The sequence below is a fragment of the Micrococcus sp. KRD077 genome, assembly GCF_017168505.1.
In the GTDB taxonomy this organism is placed as follows: Bacteria; Actinomycetota; Actinomycetes; order Actinomycetales; family Micrococcaceae; genus Micrococcus; species Micrococcus luteus.
Genome location: NZ_JABFAZ010000009.1, coordinates 190,109 through 210,873 on the forward strand (window position 1 = coordinate 190,109; position 20,765 = coordinate 210,873).

General features: G+C 74.6%; 17 protein-coding genes. 3 read left to right on the forward strand and 14 right to left on the reverse strand.

The window, feature by feature from the left end; all coding sequences use genetic code 11:
* From ftsW to dinB, 11 genes are all read right to left on the reverse strand, one after another.
* Positions 1-1,287: putative lipid II flippase FtsW (ftsW, locus tag J1M39_RS03300; RefSeq protein WP_206496456.1), on the reverse strand; the 1,287-nt coding region annotated here is incomplete at its 3' end.
* A gap of 44 nt (positions 1,288-1,331) precedes the next feature.
* A complete protein-coding gene (murD, locus tag J1M39_RS03305; protein WP_170748249.1) occupies positions 1,332-2,927 on the reverse strand; it encodes a UDP-N-acetylmuramoyl-L-alanine--D-glutamate ligase in 1,596 nt (531 codons plus the stop codon).
* Positions 2,924-4,051, reverse strand: a complete 1,128-nt coding sequence (mraY, locus tag J1M39_RS03310; protein ID WP_095347344.1) for a phospho-N-acetylmuramoyl-pentapeptide-transferase — start codon at positions 4,049-4,051, stop codon at positions 2,924-2,926. The genes murD and mraY overlap by 4 nt, the downstream gene beginning before the upstream one ends.
* Positions 4,048-5,562, reverse strand: a complete 1,515-nt coding sequence (locus J1M39_RS03315; protein WP_095347343.1) for a UDP-N-acetylmuramoyl-tripeptide--D-alanyl-D-alanine ligase — start codon at positions 5,560-5,562, stop codon at positions 4,048-4,050. Before J1M39_RS03315 ends, mraY begins: the two co-directional genes overlap by 4 nt.
* Entirely contained in the window at positions 5,559-7,124 is a 1,566-nt protein-coding gene (locus J1M39_RS03320; RefSeq protein WP_342356361.1) for a Mur ligase family protein, read from the reverse strand. Before J1M39_RS03320 ends, J1M39_RS03315 begins: the two co-directional genes overlap by 4 nt.
* A gap of 213 nt (positions 7,125-7,337) precedes the next feature.
* Positions 7,338-9,092: a peptidoglycan D,D-transpeptidase FtsI family protein gene (locus tag J1M39_RS03325; RefSeq protein ID WP_230594441.1), complete on the reverse strand. Its 1,755-nt coding sequence runs from the start codon at positions 9,090-9,092 to the stop codon at positions 7,338-7,340.
* Positions 9,093-9,160: 68 nt separating this feature from the next.
* Complete coding sequence (locus J1M39_RS03330; RefSeq protein ID WP_230297511.1) at positions 9,161-9,730, reverse strand: hypothetical protein; 570 nt, start codon at positions 9,728-9,730, stop codon at positions 9,161-9,163.
* Between the two features lie 20 nt (positions 9,731-9,750).
* Positions 9,751-10,746, reverse strand: coding sequence for a 16S rRNA (cytosine(1402)-N(4))-methyltransferase RsmH (rsmH, locus tag J1M39_RS03335; RefSeq protein ID WP_036314148.1), 996 nt, complete (start codon positions 10,744-10,746; stop codon positions 9,751-9,753).
* 142 nt (positions 10,747-10,888) lie between these two features.
* Positions 10,889-11,320, reverse strand: a complete 432-nt coding sequence (gene mraZ, locus J1M39_RS03340) for a division/cell wall cluster transcriptional repressor MraZ (protein WP_002854575.1) — start codon at positions 11,318-11,320, stop codon at positions 10,889-10,891.
* Between the two features lie 322 nt (positions 11,321-11,642).
* Positions 11,643-12,029: a DUF3040 domain-containing protein gene (locus J1M39_RS03345; RefSeq protein ID WP_012750919.1), complete on the reverse strand. Its 387-nt coding sequence runs from the start codon at positions 12,027-12,029 to the stop codon at positions 11,643-11,645.
* A 133-nt stretch (positions 12,030-12,162) separates the two neighbouring features.
* Positions 12,163-13,458 carry a DNA polymerase IV gene (gene dinB, locus J1M39_RS03350; protein WP_206496457.1) on the reverse strand — a complete coding sequence of 432 codons (1,296 nt, stop codon included), beginning with the start codon at positions 13,456-13,458 and terminating at the stop codon, positions 12,163-12,165.
* Between the two features lie 56 nt (positions 13,459-13,514).
* On the opposite strand from dinB, the gene J1M39_RS03355 reads away from it, so the two are divergent.
* A complete protein-coding gene (locus J1M39_RS03355; protein WP_206496458.1) occupies positions 13,515-14,630 on the forward strand; it encodes a polyprenyl synthetase family protein in 1,116 nt (371 codons plus the stop codon).
* 42 nt (positions 14,631-14,672) lie between these two features.
* Here the strand turns inward: J1M39_RS03355 and J1M39_RS03360 are convergent, their stop codons facing one another.
* Entirely contained in the window at positions 14,673-15,071 is a 399-nt protein-coding gene (locus J1M39_RS03360) for an Rv2175c family DNA-binding protein (protein ID WP_044659490.1), read from the reverse strand.
* A gap of 211 nt (positions 15,072-15,282) precedes the next feature.
* Between J1M39_RS03360 and J1M39_RS03365 the strand changes: the two genes are divergently transcribed.
* The gene (locus J1M39_RS03365) at positions 15,283-16,455 is read left to right on the forward strand and encodes a LysM peptidoglycan-binding domain-containing protein (RefSeq protein ID WP_206496459.1); all 1,173 of its coding nucleotides are present in this window, start codon (positions 15,283-15,285) and stop codon (positions 16,453-16,455) included.
* Between the two features lie 55 nt (positions 16,456-16,510).
* On the forward strand, positions 16,511-18,448 hold the full coding sequence (pknB, locus tag J1M39_RS03370; RefSeq protein WP_241253808.1) for a Stk1 family PASTA domain-containing Ser/Thr kinase: 1,938 nt from the start codon (positions 16,511-16,513) through the stop codon (positions 18,446-18,448).
* Positions 18,449-18,472: 24 nt separating this feature from the next.
* On the opposite strand, the gene J1M39_RS03375 is transcribed toward pknB, so the two are convergent.
* Positions 18,473-19,885: a class II 3-deoxy-7-phosphoheptulonate synthase gene (locus tag J1M39_RS03375; protein ID WP_036316682.1), complete on the reverse strand. Its 1,413-nt coding sequence runs from the start codon at positions 19,883-19,885 to the stop codon at positions 18,473-18,475.
* A gap of 71 nt (positions 19,886-19,956) precedes the next feature.
* A complete protein-coding gene (locus J1M39_RS03380; RefSeq protein ID WP_036336720.1) occupies positions 19,957-20,664 on the reverse strand; it encodes a lysophospholipid acyltransferase family protein in 708 nt (235 codons plus the stop codon).
* Positions 20,665-20,765: the final 101 nt, after the last annotated feature.

Sequence of the window (20,765 nt, forward strand, 5' to 3'; positions counted from 1 at the left end):
ACGCGTAAGATCGTCGGCAGCGTCAGATGGGTATAAGAGACAGGTGTCCGGCTCGTCCGCCTGCGGGCGGGCGTCCGGCTGCGCGGCACGGCGGCGCTCGTGACGGGCGAAGGCCAGCACGATGCCGACCGCGCTCAAGGACAGGGTGAGCGCGGAACCACCATAGGAGATGAAGGGCAGGGGGACGCCCACCACGGGGATGATCCCGGAGACCATCGCGATGTTGACGGCCGCCTGGCCCACCAGCCAGGCCAGGATCCCCCACGTGGACAGGCGGATGAACGTGGACGTGGTCCCGGCGGCGACGCGGTAGATGCCGATCGCCAGGCCGAGGTAGGCCAGCAGCACCACCAGCGTGCCCACGAGCCCGAGCTCCTCGCCGAGGATGGTGAAGATGAAGTCGTTCTCGGCCTCCGGGATGTAGCTCCACTTCTGGCGGGACTGGCCGAGGCCCGCGCCCCACCAGCCGCCCGAGGCCAGGGCGTACATCCCGTGCGCCGGCTGGAAGCAGGGGTCGGTGGCGTCGGAGCAGTCCCCCATCCAGGCCTGCACCCGGACCATGCGGTGCGGGGCGAGGAGGGTCAGGGCCAGGATGCCCAGCATGCTCAGCGCCAGGAAGGTGAGGAAGACCCCCCAGTGGGTGCCGGCCACGTACAGCACCGTGGCCAGCACGATCGCGAGGATGATCGCGGTCCCGAGGTCGCTGCCCGCCATCACCAGGATCAGCAGCAGCAGGCCGCCGGGCAGCACCGGGATCAGCGCGTGCCGCACCTGGGTGACGAGGCGGTGCTTGCGCTCCAGGACCGCCGCCGCCCACAGGGCCAGGGCGAGCTTGGCGGCCTCGGAGGGCTGCATCCGGAACCCGCCGATGCCCAGCCAGTTGCGATTGCCGCCCACGGTGACGCCGAGCGGGGAGAACGCGACCAGCGCGAGCAGGATCACGGCCACGCCGAACGCCGGCCAGGCGAGCGCCTTGAAGACGCGCACCGGCAGGCGCGAGAACACGAGCAGGGCCGCCACGCCCGCCACCGCCCAGGCGCTCTGGCGCAGGAACAGGGCGTACGAGCCGCCGCCGGTGCCGATCGCCTCGACGGAGGACGAGGAGAGCACCATCACGAGCCCCAGCACGGTGAGCAGGGCGGTGCAGCCGCTGATGAGCAGGACCGACAGGTCGAGGGCGCGGCGACCCTCCAGGACCCGCCACATCCGGTGCAGGAGACGCTCCCGGTGCTCGGGGGCGTCGTCGTCCGCGCGGGGGCGGACCGGGCGGAGCTCGATCGGGGACATGGCCCTCCTCACGGGGGAAGCGAGACGGTCGGGTGGGCGGCGGGTCAGTCGGTGTCGGGGGCGGCGTCGTCGTGCACGTCCCAGCCGTGCTCGCGCATCAGCCCGGCGACGGCCTCGATGAATGCGTCGCCGCGGGCCGCGTAGGAGCGGAACTGGTCCATCGACGCCGCGGCGGGCGCCATGAGCACGGTGTCGCCGGGGCGGGCCAGGCCGTCGGCCACGCGCACCGCCTCGGTCATCACGGCCGCGCCGTCGGCGGGGCCGGTGCCGTCGGCCGCGGCGAGGGGGGCGTGGACGGGGACGTCCGGGGCGTGCGCGGCCAGGGCCGCGCGCAGGGCCGAGGTGTCCCTGCCCAGGAGCACCACCGCCCGGAGCCGGTGGGCGTGCGCGGCCACCAGCTCGTGATAGGTCACGCCCTTGGGCAGGCCGCCGGCCAGCCACACCACGGAGCTGAACGCCGCCAGCGACGCGTCTGCGGCGTGCGGGTTCGTCGCCTTGGAGTCGTTGACCCACATGATGTCGCGGGAGGTGGCCACGAGCTGGATGCGGTGCTCCCCGCGGTCGTAGGAGCGCAGGCCCTCGGCCACGGCCGCGGGGCTCACCCCGACGGCCCGGGTCAGCGCCGCCGCGGCGGCCGCGTTGGCCATGGTGTGGCGCGGCGCCACCGGGCCCAGGTCGGCGCGCTCGGCCAGGGCGATCGCCTCGTGGCGCCGGTTGTCCAGGAACGCACGGTCCACGAGGATCCCGTCCACGACGCCGATGTCGGACAGGCCCGGGGTGTCCGTGGTGAAGCCGATCGCGCGGCAGCCCTCCTGGACGTCCGCGCGCTCCACGAGGGTGCGGGTCAGCGGGTCCTGCTCGTTGAACACGCAGGCCACCCGCGTGTTCGCGTACACCTTGCCCTTGGCGGCGGCGTACTCCTCCATCGAGCCGTGCCAGTCCACGTGGTCCTCGGACAGGTTCAGCACCGCCGATGACGCCGGGGCCAGGCCGTGCGTCCAGTGCAGCTGGAAGCTGGAGAGCTCGAGGGCGAGCACGTCGAAGCCCTCCGGGTCGCGGATCGCGTCGAGCACGGGGGTGCCGACGTTGCCGCAGGCCACCGCCCGACGGCCGTCCGCCCGCAGGATGGCCTCGACCATCGTCACGGTCGTCGTCTTGCCGTTCGTGCCTGTCAGGCACACCCAGTCGGCGGTCTTCCGGCCGGCGCGCTCGCGCAGCCGCCAGGCCAGTTCGACGTCGGACCAGATCGGCAGGCCCGCCGCATGGGCGGCCATCAGCAGCGGCTGGTCCGGCCGCCAGCCCGGGGAGGTCACGACGAGGTCCGCGGCGGCGCCGTCGACTTCGGGCAGCACCTGCGTGGCCGCCCGGTCGAGCAGGACCTCGCGGACCCCCACGATCCGCAGGGTCTCCGCACGCGCCCGGTTCTCGGGGCCGTCATCGCCGTCCACCACCACGACGGCGGCGCCCAGCTCGGCCAGGGTGTCGGCCACGGAGAAGCCGGTGACGCCCAGGCCCGTGACGACGACGCGCAGGCCGGCCCACCCCGGGGCGTCCCAGGACGTGAGGTCGGCGGTGCGGGCGGTGTCGGCGCGAGGCCGGCGCACCGGTGCGAGCGCGGCGTCGGACGCGGGGCCGGTCACGGGGTCACCCCCGCGAGGCCGCCCTGGCGGATGAGCCAGTCGCCGTAGAAGATCGCGAGCCCCACGGTGACGCACATCAGGGACAGCAGCCAGAAGCGGACCACGACGGTCACCTCGGCCCAGCCCTTGAGCTCGAAGTGGTGCTGCAGCGGCGCCATCAGGAACACGCGCTTGCCGCCGGAGACCTTGAACCAGCCCACCTGGATGATGACGGAGAGCGTGATCGCGACCATGAGGCCGGCCAGCACGGCCACCAGGATCTCGGTGCGCGTGAAGATCGCGAAGCCGGCCAGGGCGCCGCCCAGGCCCAGGGAGCCGGTGTCCCCCATGAAGATCTTGGCCGGCGAGGTGTTCCACCAGAGGAAGCCCAGCAGGCTGCCCGTGAGGATCGCCGCGAGCAGGGCCAGGTCCATGGGGTCGCGGACCTCGTAGCAGCCGCGGGTGCCCTCGAGCGCGCAGGACTGGCTCGACTGGAAGAGCGATATCAGAACGTAGGCGCCCGTGATCATGGCGGTGGCACCCGTGGCGAGCCCGTCGAGGCCGTCCGTGAGGTTCACGGCGTTCGTGGTGGCGGTGGTGATGAGGTTCGACCAGATCACGAACAGGATGACGCCGATCGCGGGTCCGGCGAAGGCCAGGTCGAGCCACGGGATGTCCCGGGCGAAGGAGATCGCCGTCGAGGCGGGGGTCAGGCCCCGCTCGTCCGGGAAGTTCAGGGCGAGGACGGCGAAGGCGGTGCCGATCAGGGCCTGGAGGATGATCTTGCCGCGCGGCGTCAGGCCGAGCGAGCGCTGCTTCGTGATCTTCGTGAAGTCGTCCACGAAACCGACGAAGGCCATGCCCACGGTGAGCAGCAGCAGGATCAGGCCGGAGGCCGTGGGCCCGCCGAAGTCGACGCCGAGCACCGCGAGCAGCCCGTGGGTGATCAGGTACGCCAGCACCATGGAGCCGATGATGACCGCGCCGCCCATCGTGGGCGTGCCGCGCTTGGTCTTGTGGGTGGTCGGGCCGTCGTCGCGGACGAACTGGCCGTATCCGCGCTTGACGAGGAACCTGATGAACAGCGGGGTGCCGACGGCCGAGAGGACCAGGCCGAGCACGCCGCCGATGAGCAGTCCGATCACGGTCGGGACTCCTTCGGGGAGGCGGAGGGGGCGGCGACGGCGTCGGCCGTGGCGAGGCGCTCGCCGAGGGCCGCGAGCCCGACGCCGTTGGAGGACTTGACGAGGACGAGGTCGCCGGGGCGCAGGTGCTCGGCGAGGAACGCCTCGGCCTGCGCGGCGTCGTCGACGAAGTGCGCCTCCTCGCCCCAGCTGCCCTCGTTGAGGGCGCCGATGTAGAGCGGCCGGGCTCCGGCGCCCACCACCAGCAGCTGGGCGATGTTCAGGCGCACCACGGACTCGCCCACGAGGGTGTGCTCACGGACGCGGGCATCGCCGAGCTCGAGCATCTCCCCCAGGACGGCCCAGGTGCGGCGGCCGCTGGAGCGGCCGAGGGTGGCCAGCGTCCGCAGCGCGGCGCGCATGGACTCGGGGTTGGCGTTGTACGCGTCATTGATGATCGTGACGCCGTCCGCGCGGTCGGTGCGCTCCATCCGGAAGCGGCTGGCGGGCCCGAGCCCGTCGAGACCACGGGCGATCTCGGCCGGGTCCATGCCGGCGGCGTGGGCGGCCGCGGCGGCGGCCAGCACGTTGTGCACGTGGTGCAGGCCGGTCAGTCCGGAGGCCACCGGATGCCGCACGGCGGCCTCATCCGTCCCGACCTGCAGGTCGAAGACGGGGCGCTCCTGGTCGTCGGCTCGCACGTCCCGTGCGGCGACGAGTCCCGACGCGCGGCCGGCGGCCACGTCCTCGGCCGCGCGGGCGACGCCCCGCTCGTCCGCGGTGAACCAGGTGATCGGGGCGGCGGTCCGTGCCGCCATGCCGGCGACACGCTCGTCGTCGAGGTTGAGGACGGCGACGCCGTCGGGGCCGAGGGCCTCCACGAGCTCGCCCTTGGTGCGCGCGATGTTCGCCACGCCGCCGAAACTGCCCGCATGGGCGGTGCCCACCATGAGCACGACGCCGATGTCCGGGCGCACGATGTCGCAGAGGTACGCGATGTTGCCGACGTGGTCCGCGCCCATCTCGACCACGAGGAAGCGCGTGTCCAGCTCCGCCCGGAACACCGTGAGCGGCACGCCGACCTCGCCGTTGTACGAGCCGACCGGTGCGACGGTGGGGCCCTGGGTGGCCATCAGGGCGGCGAGCAGGTCCTTGGTGGTGGTCTTGCCGGCCGAGCCGGTGATGCCGATGACGGTGGTCGGGGAGTGCCCCCGGATGCGGCGCACGACCTCCCGGGCGAGCGCGCCCATCGCGAGCACGGCGTCCTCGACGATGATCGCCGGGTGCGCGGCGCCGTCGGGGGCGTGCGTGGCGCGCTCGGCGAGCACGGCGGCGGCGCCGGCACCCAGCGCGGCGTCGATGAAGTCGTGGCCGTCGGCGCGCTCCCCCGGCTTCGCCACGTAGAGCGTGCCCTCGGCGGTGACCTCCCGCGAGTCGGGGGTGACGTGCACCAGCACGGTGGCGGGGTCGAGGGTGGCCGAGAGCGTGCCGGACACGGCCTCGGCGATCTGGGCTGCGGTGAGAGCGATCATGACTCGATGACCTTACCCTCGCGGGCGGGGCCGGAGCCCGAGGCGGAGGCCGCCGCGACACGGGCGGCCAGGGCCTCGCGCAGGGCCACCCGGTCGTCCAGCGGGACGAGCTCGCCGTCGTAGTCCATCGTGGTCTCGTGCCCGCGGCCGGCCAGGAGGATGCCGTCCTGCGGCCCCGCCAGCTCCACGGCGCGGCGGATGGCCGTGGCACGGTCGGCCACCTCCTCGATCACGACCGTGCGGCCCTCCTCCCGCGCGATGCGGTCGGCCTCGGCGCGGGCGCCGGCGAGGATGTGGGCGCGGATCGGGGCCGGGTCCTCCGAGTGGGGGGTGTCGTCGGTGACGATCAGCACATCCGCCGCCCGGGCCGCGATCGCGCCCATCACGGGCCGCTTGTCACGGTCACGGTCGCCGGCGGAGCCGAACACGATCAGGGTGCGGCCGCGCGTCCCGGCCGCCGCCCGGGCGTCGGCGAGGGAGCGCAGCGCCTGGACCATGCCGTCCGGGTTGTGCGCGAAGTCGACGACGGCGTCCGGCTCGCGGCCCACGACCTCCATCCGCCCCGGGACGGCGGCAGCCAGAGGGCCCTCCCCCGCGGGCACGTCCAGGACCGCGGCGAGCGCGTCCAGGTGCTCCTCCCCCACGGCGTGCAGCACGAGCAGAACCGCGAGGGCCGCGTTGGCCACGTTGAAGCGGCCCGGCAGACCGACGGAGGCCCGCAGCTCCCGGCCCGTGGCCGCGTGGCGCAGCGTGAAGCGGTGGCCGAGGCCGTCCGGCGCGAGCTCGGCGACCTCCCAGTCCGCCCGGAGGCCGGGGTCGTGTTCGGCCAGGGCGCCCGGCGTCGGCGCGGCCGGCCCGAGGGCGAGCGTGGTGACGGGAGCGCCGGCGGCCCGGGCCATGGCGACGCCCCAGCGGGGCCCCTCGCCGCCGTCGAGCGTGATGACGGCGTGGTCGGTGCGAGCGGGGTCGAACAGACCGGCCTTGGCCGCGAAGTACTCCTGCATCGAGCCGTGCATGTCCAGGTGGTCCTGGGTCAGGTTGGTGAACCCGGCCACCGCGTAGCGCAGGCCGGCGATCCGCTGGTACGCCACGGCGTGGGAGGAGACCTCCATGACGGCGGTGTCCACCTCCTCCTCGCGCATGAGCGCCATGAGGGCGTGCAGCTGGGTGGCCTCGGGCGTGGTGAGCGTGGAGGGGACCTCCCGCTCCCCCGCGCGGATCAGGATCGTGCCCACGATGCCCGACCGGCGCCCCAGGGCCTCGAGCAGGGCGGCGGCGAGGAAGCTCGTGGTGGTCTTGCCGTTGGTGCCGGTCACGCCGAGCAGGCGCGGGCCGGTGTCGCCCCCGCCGCCGTAGACGCGGGCCGCCACGGTGCCGGCGGCGGTGCGCACGGCGTCGACCTCGAGCACCGGGACGTCGGCCAGGCCCTGCTCCGCCAGGAGCGCGCGGCCCGCCGCGTCCGTCAGGACGCCGACGGCGCCGGCCTCCAGTGCCGTGGCCGCGAACGCCGCGCCGTGGGCGCGCGCCCCCGGAACGGCGACGTAGAGGTCGCCCGGGCGCACGACACGCGAGTCGAGGCTGACCCCCGTGACGCCGTCGGCCGGGGCCGCGCCGTGGACGTGGGCCGCGATCCCCGCCTCGGCCAGCGCCTGTGCGAGGGCGGGCCAGGCCGCGGCGGGGGTGTGGGAGCTGCTGGGCCGGGGTCAGCGGCGCAGGGGGGTCGCTCGGAGTGGTCATGGGGGTGCTCCTGGGGTGCTCGGGGCCGGAGGCGTGGGTCACCACGGCCGGTCCTGCGGATCGTCCACGAAGACGCGGTAGTCGTTCGGCTCGGCTCCGGTGGCGGGCACGTCCGCCTGGCGGAGCATGTACTCCATGATCGTGGCGGCCGCGACGGACACGTCTCGGGAGCCCTGCTTCGACGGCGGCCGATGCATGGACACGGACACCACGAAGCGGGGGTCGTCGAGCGGGGCGACGGCGGTGAAGCCGAGGTTGTAGCCGTCGTACGTGCCGGTGTCGCTCGCGGCCTCGGCGGTGGAGGACTTGCCGCCCACGCGATACCCGGGGATCGCGGCGGCCTTGCTGGTGCCCTGCGTCACGACGGTCTCCATCATGCGGAGCATCTGCGCCGCCGTCTCCTCGGAGACCACGCGGTGGGGCTCCGCGGACGACTCCCAGCGCTTCTCCGCGCCGTCGCCGTCCACCGTGGCGTCGATCAGCCGGGCCGGGATCAGCACGCCGCCGTTGGCGAGGGCCTGGTACATCTGGGCGGTGTGCAGGGTGGTCTGGGTGTAGCCCTGGCCGAAGGCCGTGGTCAGGCGCTGGCGGCCGTCCCACTGTTCGGGCGGGACGAGGACGCTGCCCGCCTGCTGCGGCAGGCCGAGGTCGATGGGCTGGCCGACCCCGAAGGAGCGCATGTACTCGTAGCGCTGCTCGTCCGTGATCTTCTCGGCGATCTGCACCGTGCCCGTGTTGTAGGAGCGCGCGTAGATGCCTGCCACGGTCATGTCGAACGTCGGGTGCGGGGAGAAGTCCCGGATGGTCTGCCCGTCGAAGTCCTGGCTGCCGGGGACGGTGAAGCCGTCCGTGGCGGTGACCTTCCCGGCGTCGACGGCGGCCGCGATCGGCAGCGCCTTGCCCGTGGAGCCCGGCTCGTACGGCGTGCTCATCACGGTGGAGGTGCGGAAGTTCCCCTCGGTGGCGTCGGGGTCGGCGGGGTCCACCGTGGTGGAGTCCGCCATGACGATCACGTCGCCCGTCTTCACGTCCATCACGACGGCGTTCGCCCACTCCGCCTCGTACTCGGCGGCGAGGGCGCCGAGGGTCTCCTGCGCGAACCACTGGGCGTCCTTGTCCACGGTCAGGCGCAGGTCGGCGCCGTCCACGGCCGGAACCTCCTCGAGCGGGGCGTTGGGGATGCGGATGCCGTCTGCGCCCACCTCGAACGTGCGGGTGCCCGGGGTGCCGGTCATGACGTCGTCCTGGCTGAGCTCGAGGCCCTCGAGGGCGGTGCCGTCGCCACCCATGAAGCCGATGATGCTGCCGGCGACCGACCCGTTCGGGTAGGTGCGGCGGTCCACCGCCTCGGAGAGCAGGCCCGGCACGTTGAGGGCCATGGCCGCATCCCGCACCTCCGGGGTCACGGAGCGACGCACCACGGCGTACGGGCGGGAGCCGATGGTGGCCTCGCGCACCTCCTCCTCCGACATGCCGAGCACCTCGGCCAGGCTGGCCAGGCGGGAGTCCACGTCCACCAGCACGGTCTCCCGGGCCTCGCGGTCCCATTCGTTGAAGTCCTTGACGAGGCGCTGGTCCACGACGATGTCGTAGCGGCGCACGCTGGCGGCCAGCACGTCGCCGTCGCGGTCCAGGATGGACCCGCGCTGCGGCAGGGTCTCCTGGTGTGTCAGGCGCTGGTCCATGGCCGCCGCGGCCTGCCCCGTGGGGTCGATGCCCTGCACGTAGACGAGCCGCAGTGCGAGCCCGCCGAGCAGGACGAAGACGAGCAGGAGAAGGATGCGGGTGCGCACGGCGGGGTGCCCGGGAGCGGGCCCGACCGTCGATCCGCCGCGGGGAAGGTGCGAGGCGGGACGGTCGATCAACGGTCGGCGGCGTCCTGGTCGGGGGCGGCGGAGGCGTCCTCGCCGCCGAGGGTGCGCGGTCCCTCGATCTCGTCCTGGCCGTCGCCGGCCGTCCCCTGGCGGACCGCGTCCGCGTCCGCCGGCGGCGCGACGTAGGTGGCGGAGATGTCGCCGTCCTGGGCCGCCTGGGCCTCGCCGCTGAACTGGCCCGTGCCCGCGTCCACGGAGGCGGTGCCGGCGGGGGCGACCATCCCGAGGGCGTCGGCGCGCGCGGCCAGGTTCTGCGGCGCCTCGAGGTGGCCCACCTGTTCGGCCAGCCGCTCATTGGTCTCGGTGACGGCCTGCTGCTCCTGGCGCAGGTCCAGGAGGGCGTACTGCCGGTTGGACATCGTGATGTTCATGACGAGCACCGCCGCGAGCGCGGCGAGCACCACGAGGACGCACAGCACGGTCACCCCGGAGCGGGATCGGGGCAGCGGGGCGGGCACCACCGAGAGCGGCGTGCGCTCCTGCGGAGTCGGCCGCGCAGGGGCGACGGGGGTCGACCCGGGGCGCAGCGACTCTGCGATCCGTGCGTGTGCGGCCATGCTCATCTCCTCGTGCAGCGTCATGCCGTGGTCCTGGACGTCCTGATCTTCTCAACCGCACGCACTCTCGCGGAGGAGGCGCGACGGTTCTCGGAGATTTCTTCTTCGGTGGGCTTCTCGGTGCCGCGGGTGAGCACCCGCACCACGGGTTCGTGCTCCTCCAGCACCACTGGGAACCCCGGGGGCGCCGTGGACGTGGCCCACGCGCTCAGGTGCCGCTTCGTGATGCGGTCTTCGAGGGAGTGGTAGCTCATCACCACGAGGCGCCCGCCCACGTGGAGGGCGTCGAGGATGGCGGGCACGGCGGCGTCGAGGATGTCGAGCTCCTCGTTCACGGCGATGCGCAGGGCCTGGAAGGTGCGCTTGGCCGGGTGCCCGCCGGTTGCCCCCGCGGCGACGGGGACGGCCGAGCGGATCACCTCGACGAGGCGGCCGGTGGTCTCGATGGGGGCCTCGTCGCGGGCCCGGACGATGGCCCGTGCGATGGGGCCGGCGAAGCGCTCCTCGCCGTCGCGACGGATGATGCGGCGCAGCTCCTGCTCGTCCAGCTCCGCCACGAGCGTCGCGGCGGAGCGCTCGGCGGTGTCGTCCATGCGCATGTCCAGCGGAGCGTCGTAGGAGTAGGCGAAGCCGCGCTCCCGGTCGTCCAGCTGGTAGGAGGACACACCGAGGTCGTAGAGCGCGGCGTCGACCTTCGTGACGCCCGCGGCGGCCATGGCCTCGGGCACCCGGTCGTAGGTGCCGTGGAAGGGGATCAGGCGCTCGGCGAGGGGGCCGAGGCGCTCGACGGCCATGGCCTGGGCGTGGACGTCGCGGTCGATGCCGATGACGCGCAGGTGGGGGAACCGGGTCAGCAGGGCCTCGGTGTGCCCGCCCATGCCCAGCGTGCCGTCGACGGCGACGGGCGTACGGCCGGCCTCGAGCGCGGCCTGGACGGCGGGGGCGAGGAGGTCGACGACGCGGTCCCGCATCACGGGCAGGTGGCGGTCCTCGGGGCGCGGCTGGCCTGCGTCCACTCTCGACCTCCTGCTCACATCGCGGTCCTGGCGGACCTCGGGCGGGATCCCCATCCGTCCGCCGCCGCGCCTGGCCCAGGGGAAGACGGGTCAGGTGCGGCGGCGTCGGCTGGAGGTCTCGCTCGAGGTCGGGTGGTCATGGTCAGAAGACGCCGGGCAGGACGTCCTCGTCGGTCTCGGAGAAGGCGGCTTCCTGCTCGGCGAGGTAGGTGTTCCAGGACTCCGAGTCCCAGATCTCCACTCGCGTCCCCGCGCCGATCACGGTCACGTCCCGGTCCAGCCCCGCGTACTGTCGCAGCGGCGCCGGCACGGTCACCCGACCCTGCTTGTCCGGGACCTCGTCCGACGCCCCCGAGAGGAAGACGCGGATGTAGTCACGGGCCTGGCGGGAGGACAGTGGAGCCGACCTCATCTGCTCGTGGACCCGCTCGAACTCACGAGCGCTGAACACGTAGATGCAGCGCTCCTGACCCCGGGTCAGGACCAGCCCCTCCGCCAGCTCCTCGCGGAACTTGGCGGGGAGGATCAGCCGGGACTTCTCGTCGAGCCGGGGGGTGTACGTGCCCAAGAACACGGCAGACCCCCTGGCTCGTCGAGCGGTCCCTCCCGACCAAGGTCGGGACCCATGCTCTCTCCTTCCCTCCACATTACCCCACTTCCCTCCACCATCAACCCCGGACGCGGGTCCCGGCGCCACGGGCGTGTCGAGGCCCCCCGAGTCCGGCGCGCCATCCCGCGGGTCCCGGGGCCGGCGTCGCCGTGGAGGGACGTGGAGGACCGGTGGGCCCCGGTGGAGGGCCTCGGCGATGACGGAGCCTCGGGCAGCGGAAAGGCCCCGATCCGGAGCGGATCGGGGCCTGGAGTGGAGGATAGTGGGGGCCCGGCGGGCCAGGCGCTCAGTCGCCTCCGGCGCGCCGCTCGTCCCAGCGCCGCTCGAGGCGGCCCATGAAGTCGCCGCCTCCCTGCCGTCGCGGTGCGCCCGACCGGCGGGCCTCCGGGCCCGAGGCCCCGGAGGCGACAGCGCGCGGCCGCGTGGTCAGCAGGAAGATGCCGGCCCCGATGACGACGACGCCGAGCACGCCCAGGAGGATCGCGTGGTTGGCGACCCCGAGGACCACGACGAGCAGCCCGACCACTGCGAGGACGGCCCCGGCCACGACGCGACCCACGGGCAGCCGATGCCGCCCCGTGTCCGCCATCTGGGTGGCCAGCCGGGGGTCCTCGGTGCGCAGCTGCTGCTCCAGCTGGTCCAGCATCCGCTGCTCATGCTCTGAGAGGGGCATGGCGACTCCTTCGAACGCGGCCTCCGACACCTCCGGGACCGGGAGGGGACGCCCGCGCGTCCGACTTGCCCTCCAGGATAGGACCTGCCGCCCCACCCTAGCCAGGTGGCGACGTCGCCGGCCCCGGAACCCCTCACTCCCGGTCCGGGCCTCCGGGGCCCGGCCGCGGCGCGTCCCGGCGGGCGTCGGCGCGGGCCTCGCGGCGACCCAGCAGCGACGCCGGCCGCACGGCCGCCGTCGGGAAGCGCCGGGCGACGGCGTCCAGGGCGGCCTCGGCACCGGCCCAGTCGCCCGCCTCCGACGCCTCGCCCTCCGTCCCCCAGGCGGGACCGCCGAAGAGCGCCTCCTGGGCCGGGGGCTGATCGGCCTCGCCCCCGAGGCGCTCGGCGCGCACGCCCACGAGCCGGATCGGATGCGGCCGTTCGGCGTGCAGCTCGCGGACGAGCCGCCGCGCCGGGCCGAGGAGGTCGTGGCCCGTGGCGGTCGGCCGGGCGAGGCGGGCGGTGCGGCTGCGGACCGACCCGTCCGGCGCCTTGAGGCGGACCGTGACCGCGCCGGCGGTGACCCCCTCCGCGCGCAGCCGGGCCGCGACCCGGTGACACAGGCGCAGGACCTCCCGGTCGACGCCCGCGACGTCGACGGGGTCGACGTCGAAGGTGTGGTCCGCGCCGATGCTGCGGGCCGCCGGGCGCGGGGCGACGGGGCGCGGGTCGATGCCCCGGGCGAGCGACGCCCACTCCCGGCCGGCGGCCCCGAACGACGCCTCCAGCCGCGCGGGGTCCACCCGGGCGAGGTCGCCGATGGTCGCCACCCCCCGCCGGGCGAGCCGCTCGGCCGCCTTGGGGCCCACGCCCCACAGCCGGCCCACGGGCAGCGGATGGAGGAAGTCCAGGGTGCGCTCCGGCGGCACGATCAGCAGGCCGTCTGGCTTGGCCGCGGTGGACGCCGTCTTGGCCACGAACTTCACGGCCGAGCCGCCCACGGTGCACGGCAGCCCCAGCGCGGAGCGGACGCGCTCCCGGATCAGGTGGCCGATGTGCTCGGGCGGGCCGAGCCGGCGGCGGGCGCCGGCGACGTCGAGGAACGCCTCGTCCACGCTGAGCTGCTCCATCACGGGGGTCACGTCCGCGAGCACGGCCATCACCTCGACGGAGACGGCCCGGTAGAGCTGCTGGCGCGGCGGGATGACCACGAGGGGCGGGCACAGGGCGCGGGCGTGCGCCAGGGGCATCGCCGAGCGGACCCCGTAGGCCCGCGCCGCGTACGAGGCGGAGAGCACCACGGACCGGCCGCTCGGGGCGGCGACGGCGGCGGGACGCCCCTCGAGGTCGGGCCGTTCGCGCAGCTCGACGGACAGGAAGAACGCGTCCATGTCCACGTGCAGGATCGTCGCCTCCTCGCGGGGTGCAGCGGGCGCGGTCTCGGACATGGACCGAGCCTATCCGGGACCGGCGATCCGTCGCGCGGCGCGGCTAGGGTGGGGCCATGCCCGCCGACGTCGCCGTCCCCCGCCCCCGTCCCGCCGACCAGGACCGCTTCCGCGCCGCCGTCGCCGACGCCCTCGACCGCCTGCTGGCGGAGCACCGGGACCTCGCCCGGGACGTCCACCCGCTGACGGCGCCCCTCGTGGACGCGATCGCGGACCTGACCGCGGGCGGCAAGCGCCTGCGCGCCGTCCTGGCCTGGCTCGGCTGGCGGGCGGCCGGTGGCGAGGCGGAGGACCCCCGCATCGCCGAGGCGGGCGCGGCGTTCGAGCTGTTCCAGGCCGCGGCGCTGATCCACGACGACATCCTGGACCGCTCGGACACCCGCCGCGGGATGCCCAGCGTGCACCGCCGCTTCGAGTCCCTCCACCGGGAGGCGGGCTGGCGCCACGCCGCGGAGCACTTCGGCGTCTCCGCCGCGATCCTCGCCGGCGACGTCGCCCTGGGGATGAGCGAGACGGCCTTCGCGCGTGTCCTCGCCGGCACCCCCCGGGAGGACCGGGCGCGGGCCGAGCTCGAGCGGATGCGCTTCGGGGTGATGGCGGGTCAGTACCTCGACGTGGTGGCCGAGATGGCCCCGGCGGCGCGCGGTGCCCGCGAGGCCGAGGCGGCCGCCGAGGCGGTCGTGGAGCACAAGTCGGCGCGCTATTCGGCCGTGCACCCTCTGGCCCTCGGTGGGCTGCTGGCGGGGGCGGACGACGGGCTGGTGACCGCGTTCGCCCGGGTGTCGCTGCCGTTCGGCATGGCCTTCCAGTACCGGGACGACCTGCTCGGCGTGTTCGGCGATCCGGCGACCACGGGCAAGCCCGCGGGCGACGACCTGCGGGAGGGGAAGCAGACGGTGCTCATCGCCCGCGCCGTCGAGCTGCTCGCCCCGGACGAGGCCGCTGCACTCGACGCGGACCTCGGCGACCCGGACCTCGGTGCGGACCGGGTGGCCCACTGGCAGGGCGTCCTCGAGGCGTGCGGCGCGCGCCGGGCCGTCGAGGAGCGGGTCGCGGCGCTCTCGCACGAGGCGGCCGGGGCCGTGGCGGGCCTGCTCGCGCACGGCGTCCCCGAGGACGTCAGCGCCGAGCTCACGCAGCTGATCGACGCCTACACGTCGCGCCGCCACTGAGCGGCACGGACCCCGCGGGCTAAGGCCGCCCGCGGGGCCGGCTCACCAGGCCAGGGCCTGGGCGCGACGCCGGATCTCGGTCTTCCGGCCGTCCCGGAGTGCGTCGATGGGCCGGCCGGGCAACGACTCGTCCTCGGTGAACAGCCAACGGAGGGCCTCCTCGTCGGAGAAGCCGGCGTCGGCCAGCAGCACGAGCGTGCCCTGCAGGGAGTCGAGCACGCCGGTCTCGGTGAGGAACAGGGCCGGCACGGACCGCACCGCGGGTTCGGGGCGTCGCACGGCCAGCAGGCGGCGATCATGCACGAGGTTGTGGACGCGGGTCACGCGCTGGTCGAGGTGCTCCGCCACGTCGGGCACGGAGAGCCACTCGCCCACGAGGGCGTCGAGCTCGGCGGGGATCGCGTCAGCGGGGACCGGGGTGTCGGAGGAAGTGGTGCTCACGGGCGCCAGCCTACGTGGCCGCCGACGGGCCCGGCCCACCGCGCCCCGGACGGCATGGATCTCAGTATGGTCACGAAGATCACATTCCGATAACATCGCCGAGGCTCCACGGTCGGGCGCCGACGTCGTCGGTCGACCGCGGGGGGCCACGGGTCCCACCCGTCACTTCCCCGTCGTGTTCCATCCGTCCGATCCGATGCCGAGGTCTGCCGTGTCCCACACCCCCGTCCGCTCCCGCCGACTGCGCTCCGCCCTGACCGGCGGTGCGGTGCCCCTGCTGCTGCTCACCGGTCTGCCCGCCCAGGCCCACGCCCAGGAGGCGGCGGTGCACACCGTGCGCCCGGGCGACACCCTCACCCGGATCTCGGCCGCCCGCGGCGTCTCCGTCGCCGACCTGCTGCGGTTCAACGGCCTGGGCCTGGAGACCGTGCTCTACCCGGGTGACGAGCTCCGCTTGACCGGCGCGGCGGCCCCGGCCCCGGCCGCCGGGACCTACACGGTGCAGCCGAACGACGGGTGGTGGATCATCGCCCGCCGCACCGGCGTCTCCGCCGAGCAGCTGCAGCGCTTCAACGGCATGAGCGCGTCGAGCATGCTCCACCCGGGCATGGTCCTCACCACGCAGCGCACGGGCCCCGCGCCGAAGGCCCCCACGTCGACCACCCCGGCCACGACCCCGGCCTCCGCGCCGGCGTCGACGGCCCCGGCGGCGGCCGGCGGGACGGTCCGGTACACCGTGGTCTCCGGCGACTCCCTCTGGGGGATCTCCCAGCGGTTCGAGGTCTCCATCCCCCGTCTGCGCGAGCTCAACGGCCTGACGCGGGCCTCGACGCTGCATCCCGGCGACGTGCTCGTGATCTCCGACGGCACCCTCGAGGTGGAGCCGGTCTCCGGCGTCCAGGCGGTCGGCGACACCGTCCTCGGGCGCACCTACGCGCCGCACGTGACGGCCTCGGCGAACGAGAACCTGCGCCTGCTGCGCTCCGTCCCGCAGCCCACCCCCGAACAGATGCAGCAGATCGTCCGCGAGACCGCCGAGCGGATGGGCGTGGACCCCCGCCTGGCCCTGGGCCATGCGTACACCGAGTCCCGCTTCCGCATGGCCTCGGTCTCCCCCGCCAACGCCGTGGGGACGATGCAGGTCATCCCGATCACGGGCGAGTTCGCCTCGGCGCTGGTGGGCCGCGAGCTGAACCTGTTGGACCCCTACGACAACGCGGTGGCCGGCGTCGCGTTCATCAAGTACGTGCAGGACCGCACCCCCACGCTCGATGAGGGCATCGGGGCCTACTACCAGGGCCTCGGCGGAGTGCTGGACAGCGGCCTGAACCCGGAGGCACGGGACTACGTGGCCAAGGTGCGTGCCGCGATGGCGATGTTCTGATCCGCCGGCGGCGGACCGCCCCGAGGGGGTCCGCCGCCTGTCCTACCCTGGGACGATGAGCAGCGCACGCCGGGACCCCCTCGTGGGGGACATCGTCGACGGCCGCTACCGGGTCGTCGAGCGGCTGGCCCGGGGCGGCATGTCCACCGTCTACCTGGCCGTGGACGAGCGTCTCGACCGCGAGGTGGCGCTCAAGGTCATGCACCCGCACCTGGCGGAGGACCCCGTCCTCGTCGGCCGGTTCGAGCAGGAGGCCAAGACGGCGGCGCGGCTGTCCCATCCGCACGTCGTCGCGGTCCTGGACCAGGGCCACACCGAGGCCGAGGACGGCGACGTGCTGGCCTACCTCGTGATGGAGCACGTGCCCGGCCGCACGCTGCGCACCGTCATCCGGGACCGTGCCCCGCTCTCACCCCGGGAGGCGCTGCGGTTCCTGCGTCCGCTCGTCGACGGCCTGGCCGCCGCGCACCGCGCCGGGCTGGTGCACCGGGACGTGAAGCCCGAGAACGTGCTCGTCCGCGACGACGGGCGGGTGACGGTCGCGGACTTCGGCCTGTCCCGTGCCGCCACGGCCCACACCCTGGCCGGGCAGGCCGTCGTGGGCACGCCCGCCTACCTCGCCCCCGAGCACATCGCCGGGGCGCCCGCCGACGCCCGCTCCGACGTGTACGCCGTGGGCATCATCCTGTTCGAGCTGCTCACGGGCCGCCAGCCGTACACCGCGGCGACCGCGTTGCAGGTCGCCTACCGGCATGTCCACGAGCGGGTCCCCGTGCCGTCCACGCTGCACCCCGGGCTCCCCGAGGATCTCGACGACCTCGTGCTGTGGTGCACCGAGCCGGACCCGGCCGACCGGCCCGCCGGTGCCGGCGAGCTCCTGCACCGCATCGACGCCGTGGCGGCGGGCCTGGACCCCGACGAACCGGACCGCCACCCCGCCGAGGGCCCGGATGCGGAGCCGGCGGTGGGCGCCCCCGCCGCCGATGGCCCCGAGGACGCAGCCCCGGACGGGAACCTGGAGACCCGGGCCCTCGACGCCGGCGACCACCACGCGACGCGCGTGCTCCCCGCCCTGGCCGAGTCCGACCTCGACGAGGACATGACCGACGTCATCGACACCCGTGTGGCGACGCACGGGGGCGACCCGCGGCCCGCCGCGCGCCCGGCGGAGCCGATCGGCCCGCTCGGGCTCGACCCCGCTCCGGCGGACCGGCATCCGGGGCGCGGCTCCCGGCGGCGGCTGCGTCGGGCGGCCCGCCGCCCCGCCCTCGACCTCGGCCAGGGCACCGGCCGGGCCGCGGCGATCGGCGCGGCCGTGACCCTGCTGCTCACCGGCGTCGCCCTGCTGCTGGGCTGGACGCTGGGCTCCGGCGGCCTCGGAGTCGGTGGTGTGGCGGTGGTCCCCGACCTCGACGGGCTGGCCCGGGAGGCGGCGGAGGAACGGCTGACCGCCGCGGGCTTCACCGCGGCGGTCACGGCCCGGCATGACGAACTCCGCACGGAGGGCACGGTCGTCGCCAGCTCACCCGCGGCCGGGGAGCCGGCGGGGCGCGGCGCCCCCGTCGAGCTCACCGTCTCCGCCGGCCCCGCGCCGGTGCCGGTGCCCGACCTGACCGGCGTCGTGATCCGGCAGGCCCACGGCGTGGCCCGGGACGCCCGATTCACCGTGGAGGTCGCGGAGCGCCGCACCGATCCCGCAGTGCCGGCCGGGGCCGTGATCGAGCAGCACCCGGCCCCCGGCGAGCAGGCGACGCCGGGCACCGCGGTCCGCGTGGTGCTCTCCGAGGGCCGCGCCGTGCGCCCGGTGCCGGACATGACCGGGCAGGATCCGGAGACGGCGCACACGACGCTGGCGGACGAGGGCTGGGACGCCCGCGTGCATCGCCTGCCGCTGCCGCTCTCCGCCCGGGGCGAGTCCCGGGTCCTGCACCAGTCCCCCGCCGCCGGGACCGCGCTGCCGGAGGGCACCGCGGTCCACGTCTGGGTCGGCTGAGCCGGGGCGTGCCCGGCCGCGCGGTCAGGCCCGCGGCGCGCGGCGCTCGGGGTGCGAGAGGGCCTCGGTGACCTTGAACGCCATCTCCAGGGACTGCTGGTGGTTCAGCCGCGGGTCGCACAGCGTCTCGTAGCGGGCGTCGAAGTCGGCCTCGTTGATCGGGTCGGAGCCGCCCAGGCACTCGGCGACGTCGTCGCCGGTCAGCTCGACGTGCATGCCGCCCGGGTGCGTGCCGAGCTCGCGGTGCACCTCGAAGAAGCCGCTGACCTCGTCCATCACGTCCTCGAACCGGCGGGTCTTGTAGCCGTTGGCCGCGGTCACGGTGTTGCCGTGCATGGGGTCGGTGACCCACACCGGCTCCAGCCCCGCGTCGCGGACGCCCTCGACGATGCCGGGCAGCACGTCCCGGATCCGCTCCGCACCCATGCGGGTGATGAAGGTCAGGCGGCCCGGCTCGCGCTCCGGGTCCAGCCGCTCGGCGAGCTCGAGCGCGTCCGCGACCGTGGTGGTCGGGCCGAGCTTCACGCCGATCGGGTTGCGGACCCGGGAGAGGAAGTCGACGTGGGCGCCGTCCACCTGGCGGGTGCGCTCGCCGATCCACAGGAAGTGGGCGCTCGTGGCGTAGGGGTCGCCGCTGCGTGAGTCCACGCGGGTCAGGGCACGTTCGTAGTCGAGCAGGAGCGCCTCGTGGGCCGAGTAGAACTCGGTGCGGCGCATGGCCTCGAAGTCCACGCCCGCGGCGTTCATGAAGCGGACCGCGCGGTCGATCTCGGCGGCCATCTCCTCGTACTGGGCGTAGGCCGGGTTGGCCATGAAGCCCTGGTTCCACTGGTGCACGCTGCGCAGATCGGCGAAGCCGCCCTGGGTGAAGGCGCGGACCAGGTTCAGGGTGGAGGCGGAGGTGTGGTACGCCTGCACCATCCGTCGGGCGTCGTGCCGGCGTGCCTGCTCGGTGAACTCGTAGCCGTTCACGATCTCGCCGCGGAAGCTGGGCAGCGTGACGCCGTCGCGGGTCTCCGTGTCCGAGGACCGCGGCTTGGCGAACTGGCCGGCGATCCGGCCCATCTTCACGACCGGCATGGAGGCGCCGTAGGTCAGCACCGCGGCCATCTGCAGGATGGTCTTCACCCGGGCGCTGATCCGGTTGGCGGTGGACCCGGCGAACGTCTCGGCGCAGTCGCCGCCCTGCAGGAGGAACGCGCGGCCCTGGGCGACGTCGGCCAGACGGGCGCGCAGCAGGTCGACCTCGCCCGCGAAGACGAGCGGGGGCAGGGCGCTCAGCTCGGCGACGGCGGCGCGGTGATCGGCCTCGTCCGCCCAGGACGGCGCCTGCGCGATCGGCAGCGAGCGCCAGTGGTCCAGGCCGGGGATGTCGGCGGCGCCCTCCGAGATGGCGGTGCCGAAGGCCAGGATCTTCTCGCGGGGGTCTTCAGTCATGTGCACCAGGCTAGGGGCCGCGTGCCGCGCCCCGGTCTGAGCGTCCCCGGATGACGACGCGCGGGCCCCGCTCAGTCGCGGGCGCGTGGCGGAGCGGCCGTACGGCCCGCCTTCACGTCCGCCGCGTAGGTGTCCACGTACTCCTGGCCCGACAGGCGCCGGATGGCCTCCATGATCTCGTCCGTCACCTCCCGCAGCACCCGGGGGTCGCCGACGGCCTCGGCACGGTCGGAGAAGTCCAGCGGCTCGCCGAAGATCATGCCCAGGCGCCGGATCCGCGGCAGCACATGGCCGATCGGCTGCACCCGGTCCGTGCCGATCATCGCGATGGGCACCACGGGCGCGCCCGAGGCCAGCGCGAGCTTGGCCACGCCGATCTTGCCGCGGTGCAGCCGCCCGTCCGGGCTGCGGGTGCCCTCCGGGTAGATCCCGAGCAGCCGGCCCTCCCGCAGCGCCTCGAGGCCCGCGTCCAGCGAGCGCAGGGACGCCTCTCCGCCGGAGCGGTCCATGGGCAGCTGGTTCGCCGCCTCGAAGAACCGGCGGGTGACCCAGCCCTTCACGCCCGGGCCGGTGAAGTACTCGTGCTTGGCCAGGAAGTGCACCTGGCGGTCGAGCATGGCCGGCATGAACACCGAGTCCGAGACGGACAGGTGGTTGCTGGCCAGGATCGCCGGGCCCTCGGCCGGCACGTTCCCGAGGCCCTTCACCCAGGGGCGGAACAGCAGGCGGGTGGCCGGAGCCACGGCGAACGTCTTGGCGGACCAGTAGAACGTGGACACGAGGGCCTTCCGGTCGGGGCGGTCGGGTGCCTGCCCATCGTATGGTCCGCCTGCCTTACCCTGGCACCATGCCCCGCCCCGTCGCCGTCGCCCCCGAAGAC